This is a genomic window from Streptomyces sp. P9-A2 (genome assembly GCF_036634175.1).
Taxonomy (GTDB): Bacteria; Actinomycetota; Actinomycetes; order Streptomycetales; family Streptomycetaceae; genus Streptomyces; species Streptomyces pratens.
The window spans coordinates 8,270,022-8,283,358 of sequence record NZ_JAZIFX010000001.1; the positions used below are offsets into that span (position 1 = coordinate 8,270,022).

The following is a 13,337-nucleotide window of genomic DNA, read 5'->3' on the forward strand; positions in this document are numbered from 1 at the left end:
GCGCTCGCCATGGAAGTGTCGCCGCCGGGGAACGGGGTGACCCGCGTCTCATCCGAATGCGGTGGCTTGTATATGCAACTAATTGCATATGAGGATCGGGGCATGGCGCTCGAACACGCGATCCTCGTCTCGCTGATGGAGAAGCCGGGCTCGGGTTACGAACTCGCTCGCCGGTTCGAAAGATCGATCGGGTACTTCTGGACCGCGACCCACCAGCAGATCTACCGCGTGCTCGGGCGCATGGAGGGTGACGGCCTCCTGGACGTCCGTGAAGTGCCGCAGCAGGACCGGCCGGACAAGAAGGAGTACTCCGTCGCGGCGCCCGGCCGCGCGGCGCTCTCCGCATGGCTGCACCAGCCCGTCGAACCGGAGAGCATCCGGCACGAGCTCGCCGTGAAGATCCGGGGCGCCGCCTTCGACGACCCGGCGGCACTGATCTCCGAGGTCGAGCGTCACCGCAAGGCACACAGTGACCGGCTCACGCGCTACCTCACCGGAGAGCAACAGGACTTCACCGGGCCCGAAGCCCCCCGGCCGCTGGACACCGGCCGGGAACTCCAGCACGTCGTCCTGCGCGGAGGCATCGCCTTCGAGCGCATGACCATCGCCTGGCTCGACGACGTTCTCGACACCCTCCACCGGCTCCGCGCCGAACGGACCGGCACCACCTGACCTCATGCGCCCGCTCCGGCGCGGGCCGCCATCCCCCCCGACCCGGCTCCCAGGGTCGCAGTGAGCCACACCCCCGCGAAGCACCCCGACTCGATCTCCGGAAGGCGTATCTCATGGCCGACCAGCTGCTGTTCAACCCGCGCACGTACGACCCGGCGCACTTCGACCCCGAGACCCGCAGGCTGCTGCGGGCCACGGTGGACTGGTTCGAGACCCGCGGCAAGCGCAGGCTGATCGAGGACTACCGCTCGCGCGTCTGGCTGGGGGACTTTCTGGCCTTCGCCGCCAAGGAGGGTCTGTTCGCCACCTTCCTCACCCCAGCCGCCGACGGCGACCGGCCGGACCAGCGCTGGGACACCGCCCGTATCGCCGCCCTCAACGAGATCTTCGGGTTCTACGGCCTCGACTACTGGTACGCCTGGCAGGTCACCATCCTCGGCCTCGGCCCGGTCTGGCAGAGCGACAACGCCGCCGCCCGCACCAGGACGGCCGAACTCCTGTCCCAGGGCGAGGTGTTCGCGTTCGGTCTCTCCGAGAAGAGCCACGGCGCGGACATCTACTCCACGGACATGCTGCTGGAATCCGACGGCAGCGGCGGCTTCCGGGCGACCGGCTCCAAGTACTACATCGGCAACGGCAACGCCGCCGGGCTCGTTTCCGTGTTCGGCCGCCGGACAGACGTCGAGGGCCCCGACGGCTACGTCTTCTTCGCGGCTGACAGCCGCCACCCGGCGTACCACCTGGTCAAGAACGTCGTCGACTCCTCCAAGTACGTCAGCGAGTTCCGTCTCACGGACTACCCGGTGGCGCCCGAAGACGTCCTGCACACCGGTCGCGCCGCCTTCGACGCTGCCCTCAATACCGTGAACGTCGGCAAGTTCAACCTGTGCACCGCCTCGATCGGTATCTGCGAGCACGCCATGTACGAGGCCGTGACCCACGCCCACAACCGCATCCTGTACGGCCGCCCCGTCACGGCCTTCCCGCACGTGCGGCGCGAACTGGTCGACGCCTATGTGCGCCTCGTCGGCATGAAGCTGTTCAGCGACCGCGCCGTCGACTACTTCCGCTCCGCCGGCCCGGACGACCGCCGCTATCTGCTGTTCAACCCGATGACCAAGATGAAGGTCACCACCGAGGGCGAGAAGGTCATCGACCTGATGTGGGACGTCATCGCGGCCAAGGGCTTTGAGAAGGACAACTACTTCGCCCAGGCCGCGATCGAGATCCGGGGTCTGCCGAAACTCGAGGGCACGGTGCACGTCAACCTCGCACTGATCCTCAAGTTCATGCGCAACCACCTGCTCGACCCGGTCGACCACCCCGAGGTGCCCACCCGCCTCGACGCGGCCGACGACACCTTCCTCTTCCGGCAGGGCCCGGCCCGGGGGCTCGGCTCCATCCGGTTCCACGACTGGCGGGCCGTCTTTGACGCGTACGCCGCGGTGCCCAACGTGGCCCGGTTCCGCGAACAGGCCGACGCCCTGTGCGACTTCGTCACCACCTCCGCCCCCGACGAACGGCAGAGCCGCGACCTGGACCTCCTGCTCGCTGTCGGCCAGTTGTTCGCCCTTGTGGTACATGGTCAGTTGATCCTCGAACAAGCCCGGCTCACCGGCCTCGACGAGGACGTGCTCGACGAGCTGTTCGCCATCCTCGTCCGCGACTTCTCGGGCTACGCCGTCGAGCTCCACGGCAAGGACTCCGCCACGGAGCGGCAGCAGAACTGGGCTCTCGGTGCCGTTCGCCGCCCGGTCGTCGACGAGGCCCGCTTCGCCCGCGTATGGGAACGCGTCGAGGCGCTGTCCGGCGCCTACGAGATGGCCCCGTAGAGGTGTCCCCCCGGCCGCTCGCCACGGCCGGGCCTCTGCCTCGCGCGTCGGCGGGCAGGGGCTCAACCTTGCTTCCACGTGCCATGGACAGAGATTCGCCCCATGACCCCGACCTTGCGAACGAGGTCGGGGCGGCGAGGGCGACGAGCAGGGCGACCATGCCTCCGTCGCTTCAGCCGACGAGATGAGCCGGGCCGCAGGACGGGGTACCGCTGCTGTTCATCGAGGTCGACAACTGCACCGAGGAAGCCGTCCTGTTCTGGGCGCCCTGGTGCGGTCCCTGCCGGCGCATCGCCCCCTTCCTGGAGGCGATCGCCGCCGAGCACGGAGACAAGATCGAGGTTGTCAAGCTGAACATCGACGAGAATCCGGGCACCACCGCGAAGTACGGCGTGACGTCCATCCCGCCGATGAACGTCTACGTCGGCGGCGAGATCGCCCGCACCCTCGTCGGCGCCGAGCCGAAGGCCGCGCTGGAGCGTGACCTGGCCGACTGCCTCGGCTGAGCTTCCAGCCGCACACCACGAAGGGCCGGTTCTGCAGGGGCCGGTCCTTCGTCCGCTGAAGGCGGTGTCCGAGGTGCTGCTCGTGTACACGGAGAACGCCGGCCGCTCGTAGCCGGCCGCACCCGTACGTGCAACCGGTACTCAGGTGCAGGATCTGCGGTCGGGGAGGCCGCAGGCTGCATCGCGGCGGGTGGAATCAACGGCGGCCGACCGGCAGCCAGTGGTCCAGGTAGGTCCGCAGGCCGTCCAGGTCGGTGCCCCGTGCGACATAGCCCAGGTAGCCGTCGGGGCGGACGAGTCCCTGCGCGACGTCCGGCCACGGGCTCTGTCCGCCGATCCGGTGGACGGAGACCAGGCCTTCCCGTTCTTCCAGGGCCGAGGAGAGCCGTTCGTCCGACCAGAGGGGCGGTGGCCCGGAGAGCAGCAGGTGCCAGCCCGGTGCCGTCGTGCGTGCCTGCAGCCCACGGGGCAGGTCGGGCAGCCGGTCCCCGGCTCTCGGCCCGCCCCTGGGCGGTCGTGAGCCGGCCGTGGAGGCGGGGCTGCGCCGGTAGTGGATGTCCAGTTCGGAGACGGTGCGGAAGAGCCGCCCGCGGATCTTGGCCGCGCGTAGCGCCAGCGGAGCCAGACGCGGGGCGAGTTGGGTACGGCCGACGCGGATGACGGGGTTGCCGCTGGTGGCGATGCTGAAGGCGCGGTCGGTGAAGCGCCGCACGCTGCGGCCGACGGGTGCCCGCTCGGCCTCATACGTTGCCAGCAGTTCCTCGGGCGCCACGCCCCGGCAGACGAGGGCGAGCTTCCAGCCGAGGTTGAGCGCGTCCTGGATGCCGGTGTTCATGCCCTGCCCGCCGGCCGGACTGTGGATATGGGCCGCATCCCCCGCCAGGAAGCAGGGGCCGGAGCGGTAGCGTTCGGCGCCACGGTTGTGGAGGCGGAAGTCGGTCATCCAGACGGGATCCCGCAGGGTCAGCCGCTCACCGGTGTAGCGGTCGGTGATCTCCTGCAACAACGGCAGGTCCACCTCGGCCTCCGGGGCGTCGGGCGGGCGCATCGCGAGCATGCGCCAGCCGGCCGGCGAGCCGAGCGGGAAGAAGAACACCAGCCCCGTCCCGCTCATGTACGAATGTACGGAGTCCGGCTCCAGCCCGTCGATCTCCAGGTCGGCGAGCAGGAACGTCTGAGGGTAGGCATATCCCTCGAATCCGATGCCGCTCTGGCTGCGCACGGTGCTGTGGGCGCCGTCGCAGCCCACGACGTAGCGCGCCTCCACAGCCTCCTGCGAGCCGTCGTCGTGGCGCAGCCGGCAGTTGACGAACGAGTCCGTCGCCTCCAGCCGGACCAGTTCGGTGCCGCGCTCGATCGTCACGTCCCGCGCGGCCAGATACTCGGAGAGGACGCGCTCCGTCTCGGCCTGCGAGAGGAACAGCAGGAACGGGTACGCCGTGTCGGTCAGTCCGATGTCGAACAAGCGCAGTGCCACCACGCGGCGGGGCAGGTGGAGCCGCAGCCGCATCGCCGGGTTGCCCCGGGCCACCAGCTCGTCCGTCACCCCGAAGCCCGCCAATGCCTCCAGGGTGCGGGGCTGGACGGCAAGTGCCCGCGACTCCCGCACCCGGTCGAGGGAACGGTCGACGATCCTGAACCGCGCTCCGTACGAGCGCAGTTGCGCGGCGAGGGCAAGACCGGTCGGCCCCGCTCCCACTACCAGCACGTCCAGCGGCTCCGTCATGAATCCACGGTAGTGGAGACGAGACGCATGCGAGATCCCTCGGCGCGTCCTACGTCGGGTCTGTGCCCCGCTACGACGAGAAGGGGGACCGAGCGATCGTCGCCGCTGCGGTCAGCGTGAGCGGCTGAGCAGGGACAGGGCGTACACGGCGTCGCGTCCGACGCCGCGCAGGGTGTTCAGGAGAAGCTGCGCTGGAACTCGATGCCGACGAACCCGAGCCCGGGGACGGTGGCGATGCCGCCGTGGTGCCGGGGGCGGCCGTCGGAGTCCAGAGCGCCGCTGCCGTTCAGACAGGAGAAGGTGCGGCGGTAGCCGATGGCCCGGAGGATCGTGTCGACGGATTCTTTGGCGCCGTCGGGCCACACGACACCGTCCGGGGTGAAGCGGATGAACATCTCGCACCGCTCCACGCCATAGGTGTCGAGAGCCGTGCGGTAGCGCCTGTGGTCGAGGACGGAGACCGGCATCCTCTCCAGCAGTCGGCTCGGCGGAGCAGTGTCGAAGCCGGTGTGCTTGAACCACCGGTGCACGTCCCGGCCCAGCGGACGCTGCTTCATCCAGCCGACCGGCCGCAGGGTGGCCGGCGTGGTCTCGGTGACCGCGCCGAGTCCGGCGGCGATCCGGGTGGCGGCCTTGCCGCCGCCCACGACCACAACCCGCTCGCCGGCGAACGGTTCGGTGGTGCGGTAGTCGGCGGCGTGCAGCGACCGCTCGGCGAACTCCTCCTGCCCGGGCACGGTCGGCGTGTACGGGGCGCGGAAGGCGCCGGTCGCGGCCACCACCGCACGTGCCGTGAACTGGGCCCGTCGTCCGCCCGCACCATCCAGGCGCCGTCGCGGGGCAGCACCGAGGTGACGGGGGTGGAGGTGCGGATCCCGGCGTCGGCGTGCGCAGCGGCGGCCTGGTCCTCTCCCGCAAGGAGGGTAAAGCAGGTCTTCTACCGCGCCGATGGCACCACCATGGCGGGCCGCCTGGACGCGCTCAAGGAGTACTTGCTGCGCTGCTTCCCGCCCGACTGCGGTGACTGACCGCCGCCGCCATCGGCGATGGTGGTCAGCTGCGCAGGTCGAGCAGGGCCCTCTCTGACAGCCTTGGCTGAGACGCCCGCTTTGCCGGGTTAGGCTGGAAGGGCGAGACAGGAGTACACCCCGGCATGGCCAGCACCACCCCCCGTAGCTCCGGATCGGATCCGGCGCCCCGTCCGAAGCGGCGGACGTTCTCCGCGGAGTACAAGCTGCGGATCGTCGCCGAGTACGATGCCGCCCCGACCGGGGAGAAGGGCGCGATCCTGCGGCGTGAGCGGCTGTACCACTCGCACGTGATCGAGTGGCGCCAGGCCCGCGACGGCGGCGCTCTGGACGCCCTGACCGATCAGCGCACCTCGCCGGCCCGGCCGAAGCAGGCGGCCGAGCAGGCCGAACTGGAACGACTCCGCAAGAAGGTCGCCCGGCTGGAGAAGGACCTGGCCCGCCGGGACGCGGCACTGGAAGTCATGGGAAAAGCCAACGCGCTCTTGGCTTGACTCTGTCGGGGATCTTGGAGTTTCGCGGTGCGGCAGCGTGGTCAACGGGCATGCTCGGGTAGTTCCGGTTACCGATGCAGCTGTCGAGGTGCCCGTTGTCCCTCCGTCCCCGTTCCGGTGAGCAAGTCCCGCCTCTGACCGTGCAGATCGCGCGGGCGAGCAACCCGGACGGCACGACGGCAATATGGGTGCGGGACCGCCTCGACGGGCTGTGGCGCGACGAGGACTTCGCCGACTGGTACCCGCGTGACGGGCGTCCGGGCCTCTCGCCCGCTCAACTGGCCACTGTCTGCGTGCTGCAGTTCCTGCTCGGCCTGTCGGACCGGCAGGCTGCCGAGGCGGTGCGCTGCCGCATCGACTTCAAGTACGCGATGGCCATGGAGCTGGACGACTCCGGCTTCCACCACAGCGTGCTGGCCGACTTCCGCGACCGCCTCACCGAAGGCGACCGAGCTGACCACCTCCTCGACCTCGTACTTGCCCGTCTCAAGGAGTCCGGCCTGGTGCGCGAGCGCACCACACAGCGCACCGACTCCACCCACGTCCTGGCCGCGGTGCGCGACCTGACCCGCCTGGAACTGATCACCGAGGCGGTACGCGCCGCACTGGAAGAAGTCGCCGGCACCTCTCCTCACCTGCTGGACGAACTGGTCGACGAGGACTGGGCACGCCGCTACGGCCGACCGGTCCGCCTGGGCAAGAACCCCACCAAGCCCCAGACCAGGATCCTCGCCACCGGAAACGACGCCGTCCGGCTCCTGGAACACCTCTACCAGCACGGTTCAGACCGCACATCCGGCCCCCGTGTCCAGGCCCTGCGCCAGATCATGGTGCAGAACTACCACCGCGACACCGCAGGCCGCCTGCGCTGGCGCACCGCCGAGACGGAAGGCGGGCCCGGACTGCCGCCCTCATCCCAGGCGATCGTCTCTCCCTACGACACCTCGGCCCGCTACGCACGCCACGGACACATCATCAGCTGGAAGGGGTTCTCCGCTCACCTGACCGAGACCTGCGCCCCCGACGGCCCCAACGTGATCACGGACGTGGCCACCACTGCGGCCACCACGCACGACAGTAAAGTCTTGCCCGGCATCCACACCCGCCTGCACCGCCGCGGCCTGCTGCCCGCCGAGCACTTGGTCGACAGCGGCTACACCTCCCTGGTCCACCTGGACCAGGCCACCCGACAACATCAGGTCACCGTCACCGGACCGCTGCCCGGCAACCCCACCCGCCAGCACCGCCGAGGCGAGGGCTTCGGCCGGGACGACTTCCACATCGACTACGACCGCCGGCAAGTCACCTGCCCCCAGGGCCAGGTCAGCCAGGGCTGGCACGGCCCCTACCCGACCTCCTCACCCACCGCGGCCCCGCTGATCGTGGCGAAGTTCGCCAAGAGCCAGTGCCACCCTTGCCCCGTCCGCGCCCGGTGCACCAGCTCGCGCGACGGCTCACGGAACGTCGGCTTTCCGCCGCGCAAGCTCCGTGACCTCCAAGTCCGCGTCCGGGACGAGCAGCAGACGCCTGAATGGAAGACCCGCTACGCGGTCCGCTCCGGAGTAGAGGGCACGGTCAACGAGTTCGCCCACGGTCACGGCATGCGCCGCTGCCGCTACCGCGGCCAAGAGAAAGCCCACGTCCAGCACGTCCTGACTGCCATCGCCGTCAACATCGAGCGCCTCAGCAGACTGCCACCGACCACGCAAGCGCCCCCGTCCCGCCAGCCGACCGCCTTCCAAAACTACCTCGACCAGCACAAAATCCCCCGGCCGAAGTCCTGGCGAAAACTCGGCAGTTAACCCCGGAAGTTCCAAGATCCCCGACAGAGTCAAGCTTGGAAATGATCTCCGAGGGCGCGGACTGAACGCTGCCGTCACCCCGGTGGCCGATGACGCGTTCACCGGCGTCGAGGGCGTGCTGGGTGTGACTGCGGCGTGCCGGCTGACCGGCCGCTCGCGGGCCACCCACTACCGCCGGCTGCGTCCGGCGCCACCACGCCGGCCCCGCAAGCCGCAGGTCCAGCCCTCGGCCCTGACGGCCGAAGAACGGTCTGCGGTACTGGAGTTGATGAACAGCGACGAGTACGCCGAACTGGCGCCCGCGCAGATCTGGGCCCGCGAGCTGGATGCCGGGCGCTACCACTGCTCGGTCTCCACGATGTACCGGATCCTGCGCGAGAAGGGCCAGTCCGGCGAGCGCCGAAGACAGGCCACCCACCCCGCCCAGGCGGTGCCCGAACTGGTGGCCACCGCCCCGTCGCAGGTGTTCACCTGGGACATCACCAAGGCGGCCGGACCGGCAAAGGGCATCTGGTATCACGCCTACGTCATCATCGACATCTTCAGCCGCTACATCGTCGGCCACACCGTCGAGGCCGCTGAATCGGCCGAACGGGCCGAGGAGTTGATCCGCGAGACCATCGTCCGCAACGGGATCGTGCCCGAGACCGTGCACGCCGACCGCGGCACCTCGATGACGAGCAAGAAGGTCTCCCAGCTGCTGATCGACCTCGGGGTGACAAGGTCGCACTCGCGGCCGAAGGTCTCCAACGACAACCCCTACAGCGAGGCCCAGTTCAAGACCACGAAGTACATGTCGGACTATCCCGAACGGTTCGACTCGCTGGCCCACGCCCGCGAATGGTTCGACGCCTTCATCGCGTACTACAACCACGAGCACCGGCACTCGGGCATCGGCTGGCACACACCCGCCTCCGTCCACTTCGGGACCGCCGAGGAGGTCCGCGACCAGCGCGCGGTCACCCTCGCCGAGGCATACGCCCGCCACCCCGAACGCTTCGGCCGCCGCCCCCGACCACCCGAGATACCCCAGACGGCCTGGATCAACGACCCGTCCAAGCGCCGCGAACCCGCACCACAAACCTCATAGCATCACGACCGTCTCACTGGACTTGAAATCTTCCGCCCGACCGGTCACGCCCGGCCAGGACATCCCGAGAAGATCGCATTACGAGCTCCGACACTCCAGCAGCGGTTCGTGTTCTGAGCCGCGTTTTCGGTAGTGGCAGCGGCGGGCGGCGCCCTGGCGGCGTCGCCTCCAGGCCGGCCAGTCCAGTGCCTGGGTGAGGGAGGGCGCGGTCGGCTCGTGGATGGGGCAGGAGGGTGTCCAGGAGCCGCCGGATCTCTGCCACGGTGAGCGGGGCGAGGGCTGATCCGTTTCTGCAGCCCTCCTTTGCGGCTTCGCCGGGCTGGGCGGCGAGTGCGGTCAGGACCGCGTGGGCGAGCCTCGCCAAGGGGATGTGCCGATACCAGCCGGGACAGCGGCGGACCTCGTACTGGTCCAGGCCGCATTCGTTCTTCGCCGCCCGGAAGCACTCCTCGATCGCCCAGTGGGAGCCGGCCGCCTGGGCCGGCTCCCACTGGGCGATGTCGATGCCGACGGGGGGCACGGGCCAGGTGGTAGGCCGCCTCTTCGGGGTCGGACAGGCTGCGGCGGGCCGTCACCCAGCGGTGATGGGTCGGCGGGTCGGGGTCGCAGATGATGTCGGCGGGCAGTTTGGCCGCGGCCCGGTCGTAGATCCGCGGGCCCTTCGCCCCGTCACCGCAGGACAGTCTCTGCCGTGCACCACCGGGTGCTTCTTCGATGGCTTCCGTCGGCTGTGAGGTCATCGGTGGCCGCACCACGACTGGGGGCGGAGCTGGGTGTGGAGTGCTCGTCAGGTGACGGCTCCCTTCGGGTAGTGGCGGCGCAGGTTAGCGGCGAGGATGCGGTCGAGCGTGCGGTCGGGCAGGATCCGGACCAGGCGGGTGATCAGGGCGGCGTCCCGGCCTGCGGTGTAGCGGGTGCGCGGCTTGCGGGTTGTCACGGCCCTCGCGATGACCCGGGCGGCGGCGTCGGCGGTCAGGCCCGAAGCGGTGCCCGTGGCCATCAGTTTGTTGTTCGCCCGGACCAGGCTGCCGTAGCGCTCGTTCTGCTGCGGCGTCATCCGGACGGCCAGATCGTTCGCCGTCTGGATCCCGCGGGCGGCCATCTCCGTGCGGACGCCGCCGGGCTGGATCACGACCACCTGTACGCCCAGCGGCGCGACCTCACGGCGGAGCGAGTCGCTGACCGCCTCCAGGGCGAACTTCGTGCCGGCGTACGCACCGTATGTGGCCATGGCGGCCGTGCCGCCGACCGAGCTGATGTTGATCACGCGGCCCTTGCTGCGCAGCAGTGCGGGCAGGAGCGCCTGAGTGACGGCGATGTGGCCGAACAGGTTGACTTCGAACACCCGCCGCCACTCCGCGAGTGGCAGGGCTTCGACCGCGGCGTTCACCTGGATGCCGGCGTTGTTGACGAGCGCGTGCAGCGCGCGCGGATCGTCGGCGACGCGCGCGGCGAGTGCCTCCACCTGCTCTGGCTTGGTGATGTCGAGGATGACCGGCTCGATGCCAGTCGATCGGATGGAGTCGGCGTCACGGACGCGTCGCACGCCGGCCAGGACGTGAAATCCCCGACGGGCTAGTTCGCGGGCGGCCGCCGCGCCCATGCCCGTGGAGGCGCCGGTTATGACGATCAGCTTCTGGGGTTCAGATGACATTGTCACCCGAGACACGTTACCAATCCAGATGACACCGTCAACTAAATGTACGATTGGCGCCATGGTCACCCGTGCGGAATCCGCCGCCCTCACCCGCCGCGCTCTGCTCGACGCGGCCGCCGAGCTCCTCGACCTCGGCGGCCCCGAAGCCGTCACCCTGCGCGAGGTCGGCGCGCGCGCAGGCGTGACGCGGGGAGCGCCGTACCGGCACTTCATGGGCAAGGACAGCCTGCTGGATGCCGTCGCGACCGAGAGCTGGGAACGGATCGGCGACCAGATGCATGCCCTGCGGGCCGACCCGGCCCTGCCGGCCTCCGAGAAGCTGCGCGGCGCTCTTCGCGCCCTCATCGGCGCCGGCCGGGACCAGCCGTACAGGTACCAGTTGTTGTTCAAGCGGCCCGGGCACGGTCCGGGAGAGCGCGGTGAAGGGATCGACCGCGTCATGCGCCAGCTCTGCGGACCGGAGGGCGACCCCGCCGCAGCCGTCCGCGCCTCAATGCGCTTTCAGGACGAGTTCCTGGCCATCGTCGCCGCCTTCGTAGGGGAGCAAAACGCACGCCACTACGGAGCCCTGCTACTGGCCGGCGCTCACGGCATCGCAGACATGGAACTCAGCGGCCACCTCAGCGAGGACACATGGCGCACCACCGCCGACGAGCTCGTCGACACCCTCGTCCGCCTGGTCGGGGACACCGGCGAAACGACATAACAACGCCCACGCCCCGCCGACAGCAGACTCCCCGCCCCCTGGGACAGCGACGGCCACCAGTTCATTCAGTCGCTGTCCGAGGCCCCCCACTCCGCGGGAGATGCTGATCAGCTGACCAGGATGGGTCGACAGGGCTTCAAGTTCACCGGCTCGGCCGGTGCCCGGCTGACGTAGCGCTTCTCCTCAAACTCGATGCGACTGAGGCAGCCGAAGCCCTCTTGGACGCGTCGAGGGTTGTAGAAACCGCCAATGTACTCGAAGAGCCCGAGGTTCGCCTCGGCCCAGCTCCCGCCTCCCGCGCCCGGCCCGCCAACGCATCAACGTCCCGTTCGCCATGCTCCGCGACGGCACCTTCCACGAACCCCCCATCCCCGAGAACGCCGAACTCGCCGCACGACCCCAGCCAACCAGTCGAACCACCCCACACCCAACCTGGGCGCCTTCACGAAAGACATAGACACACCCCCCGACCGGCCGCACTCGGCGCGCCCTGCGAACCGGCCGGAGGCAGGATGAACCGCCCCGGGTTTGGTGGAGACTCGAACACGTGTAAGGATCCGAGTCATGGCATGACCTTCCTCTTACCCGCTTGAGCTGCGCCGACGTGCGGTGCGCATGGTCGCTGAGGTGCGGGGCGACTACTCGAATGAGACGGCCGCTTTGCAGGCGGTGACCGAGAAGCTGGGCATCGGCTCACGGGAGACGCTGCGGAACTGGGTGAAGCAGCACGAGATCGACACCGGGACGCGTCCGGGGACGACGACGGAGGAATCCGCCCAGCTCAAGGCGCTGAAGAAGGAGAACGCCGAGCTGAAGCGGGCAAACGAGATCCTGAAGGCCGCGGCCAGTTTCTTCGCGGCCGAGCTCGACCGGCCACACACGCTCGTAGCCTTCATCGACGAGCACCGGGACCGCTTCGGCGGCGTCGAGCCGATCTGCAGAACCCTCACCGAACACGACTGCAAGATCGCCCTGTCCACCTACTACGCCCACAAGAAGCGCCTCAAGACGCCCTCCGCCCGTTCCGTGCGCGACGAGGAACTCAAGGAGCGGATCCAAGAGGTCTACGCGTCCAACTACCGCGTGTACGGGGCCCGGAAGATCTGGCGGGAGCTGAACCAGCAAGGTCATGCCGTAGCACGCTGCACCGTCGAGCGGCTCATGCGCGAGCTCGGCATCACCGGTGCCGTCCGCGGTAAGAAGGTGGTCACGACGATCACCGATCCGGCCGCCGAGCGGGCCCCGGACCTGCTCGACCGCGACTTCGTCGCCACGGCCCCCAACCGGTGCTGGGTCGCCGGCTTCACCCACGTCGCGACCTGGAGCGGCGTCGTCTACGTCGCGTTCGTCGTGGACACCTTCTCCCGCAGGATCGTCGGCTGGTCCGCCTCCACCACCAAGGAGACCCGGCTCGTCCTGGAAATGGCTCTATGGCAACGCGGCCGGGACGGATTCCCGTACCAGCAGGGCGAGTTGATACATCACAGCGACGCGGGGTCGCAATACACATCGTTCGCGCTCGCGGAGCATCTCGACCGGGCCGGCATTGCGGCATCGATCGGCTCGGTCGGTGACGCCTATGACAACGCCCTGATGGAAAGCACGATCGGCCTGTTCAAGACCGAGCTGGTCAAGCCCGGCCGCCCCTGGACAACGCTCTCCCAGGTCGAACTCGCCACCGCCGAGTGGGTCGACTGGTACTGCCACCGCCGACTCCACGGTGAGATCGGCCACGTCCCACCCGTCGAATACGAGGCCGCTTACTACCTCACAGCCGCAAAACCACAGGTCATCACCACAATCTGAGATCTCTACCGAACCCGG

The 13,337-nt window shown here is 69.2% G+C and carries 10 protein-coding genes and 3 pseudogenes; 9 read left to right on the plus strand and 4 right to left on the minus strand.

Going from position 1 to position 13,337, the window contains the following annotated elements:
- The first annotated feature begins 102 nt into the window (after positions 1–102).
- The 3 genes and pseudogenes from V4Y04_RS37150 to V4Y04_RS37160 form a co-directional block, all read left to right on the plus strand.
- Positions 103–672: a PadR family transcriptional regulator gene (locus V4Y04_RS37150; RefSeq protein ID WP_332432642.1), complete on the plus strand. Its 570-nt coding sequence runs from the start codon at positions 103–105 to the stop codon at positions 670–672.
- A 113-nt stretch (positions 673–785) separates the two neighbouring features.
- Positions 786–2,504 carry an acyl-CoA dehydrogenase family protein gene (locus V4Y04_RS37155; RefSeq protein ID WP_332432643.1) on the plus strand — a complete coding sequence of 573 codons (1,719 nt, stop codon included), beginning with the start codon at positions 786–788 and terminating at the stop codon, positions 2,502–2,504.
- Positions 2,505–2,761: 257 nt separating this feature from the next.
- Positions 2,762–3,010 (plus strand): annotated as a pseudogene (locus V4Y04_RS37160) (thioredoxin family protein); the annotation flags it as partial.
- 196 nt (positions 3,011–3,206) lie between these two features.
- Here the strand turns inward: V4Y04_RS37160 and V4Y04_RS37165 are convergent.
- Both V4Y04_RS37165 and V4Y04_RS37170 read right to left on the minus strand, forming a co-directional pair.
- Positions 3,207–4,736 (minus strand): FAD-dependent monooxygenase, encoded by a 1,530-nt coding sequence (locus V4Y04_RS37165; RefSeq protein ID WP_332432644.1) that lies wholly within the window; start codon positions 4,734–4,736, stop codon positions 3,207–3,209.
- A gap of 176 nt (positions 4,737–4,912) precedes the next feature.
- On the minus strand, positions 4,913–5,518 hold the full coding sequence (locus V4Y04_RS37170; protein WP_332432645.1) for an NAD(P)-binding domain-containing protein: 606 nt from the start codon (positions 5,516–5,518) through the stop codon (positions 4,913–4,915).
- A 371-nt stretch (positions 5,519–5,889) separates the two neighbouring features.
- On the opposite strand from V4Y04_RS37170, the gene V4Y04_RS37175 reads away from it, so the two are divergent.
- The 3 genes from V4Y04_RS37175 to V4Y04_RS37185 all read left to right on the plus strand — a co-directional run bounded on the left by V4Y04_RS37175 (position 5,890) and on the right by V4Y04_RS37185 (position 9,150).
- Positions 5,890–6,258 carry a transposase gene (locus tag V4Y04_RS37175; RefSeq protein WP_443080155.1) on the plus strand — a complete coding sequence of 123 codons (369 nt, stop codon included), beginning with the start codon at positions 5,890–5,892 and terminating at the stop codon, positions 6,256–6,258.
- Between the two features lie 140 nt (positions 6,259–6,398).
- Positions 6,399–8,060: an IS1182 family transposase gene (locus V4Y04_RS37180; RefSeq protein WP_332431124.1), complete on the plus strand. Its 1,662-nt coding sequence runs from the start codon at positions 6,399–6,401 to the stop codon at positions 8,058–8,060.
- Between the two features lie 82 nt (positions 8,061–8,142).
- Positions 8,143–9,150 carry an IS3 family transposase gene (locus V4Y04_RS37185; protein ID WP_332425425.1) on the plus strand — a complete coding sequence of 336 codons (1,008 nt, stop codon included), beginning with the start codon at positions 8,143–8,145 and terminating at the stop codon, positions 9,148–9,150.
- Positions 9,151–9,354: 204 nt separating this feature from the next.
- Here V4Y04_RS37185 and V4Y04_RS38005 read toward each other — a convergent pair.
- Together V4Y04_RS38005 and V4Y04_RS37190 are read right to left on the minus strand one after the other, a co-directional pair.
- Positions 9,355–9,872 (minus strand): annotated as a pseudogene (locus V4Y04_RS38005) (IS701 family transposase); the annotation flags it as partial.
- Positions 9,873–9,937: 65 nt separating this feature from the next.
- Positions 9,938–10,804, minus strand: coding sequence for an SDR family NAD(P)-dependent oxidoreductase (locus tag V4Y04_RS37190; protein WP_332433146.1), 867 nt, complete (start codon positions 10,802–10,804; stop codon positions 9,938–9,940).
- Positions 10,805–10,865: 61 nt separating this feature from the next.
- Between V4Y04_RS37190 and V4Y04_RS37195 the strand changes: the two genes are divergently transcribed.
- From V4Y04_RS37195 to V4Y04_RS37205, 3 genes and pseudogenes are all read left to right on the plus strand, one after another.
- Positions 10,866–11,513: a TetR/AcrR family transcriptional regulator gene (locus V4Y04_RS37195; RefSeq protein WP_332432646.1), complete on the plus strand. Its 648-nt coding sequence runs from the start codon at positions 10,866–10,868 to the stop codon at positions 11,511–11,513.
- A 256-nt stretch (positions 11,514–11,769) separates the two neighbouring features.
- A pseudogene (locus V4Y04_RS37200) lies at positions 11,770–11,907 on the plus strand (IS110 family transposase); the annotation flags it as partial.
- A gap of 200 nt (positions 11,908–12,107) precedes the next feature.
- Complete coding sequence (locus V4Y04_RS37205) at positions 12,108–13,319, plus strand: IS3 family transposase (protein ID WP_332433147.1); 1,212 nt, start codon at positions 12,108–12,110, stop codon at positions 13,317–13,319.
- The last annotated feature ends 18 nt before the right edge of the window (positions 13,320–13,337 follow it).

What these genes read in the sequence shown, in the direction of transcription:
- V4Y04_RS37155 (WP_332432643.1), top strand. Translation starts at nt 786, where the DNA reads ATGGCCGACCAGCTGCTGTTCAACCCGCGCACGTACGACCCGGCGCAC.
- V4Y04_RS37165 (WP_332432644.1), bottom strand. Translation starts at nt 4,736, where the DNA reads ATGACGGAGCCGCTGGACGTGCTGGTAGTGGGAGCGGGGCCGACCGGT.
- V4Y04_RS37195 (WP_332432646.1), top strand. Translation starts at nt 10,866, where the DNA reads ATGGTCACCCGTGCGGAATCCGCCGCCCTCACCCGCCGCGCTCTGCTC.
- V4Y04_RS37150 (WP_332432642.1), top strand. Translation starts at nt 103, where the DNA reads ATGGCGCTCGAACACGCGATCCTCGTCTCGCTGATGGAGAAGCCGGGC.
- V4Y04_RS37175 (WP_443080155.1), top strand. Translation starts at nt 5,890, where the DNA reads ATGGCCAGCACCACCCCCCGTAGCTCCGGATCGGATCCGGCGCCCCGT.
- V4Y04_RS37190 (WP_332433146.1), bottom strand. Translation starts at nt 10,804, where the DNA reads ATGTCATCTGAACCCCAGAAGCTGATCGTCATAACCGGCGCCTCCACG.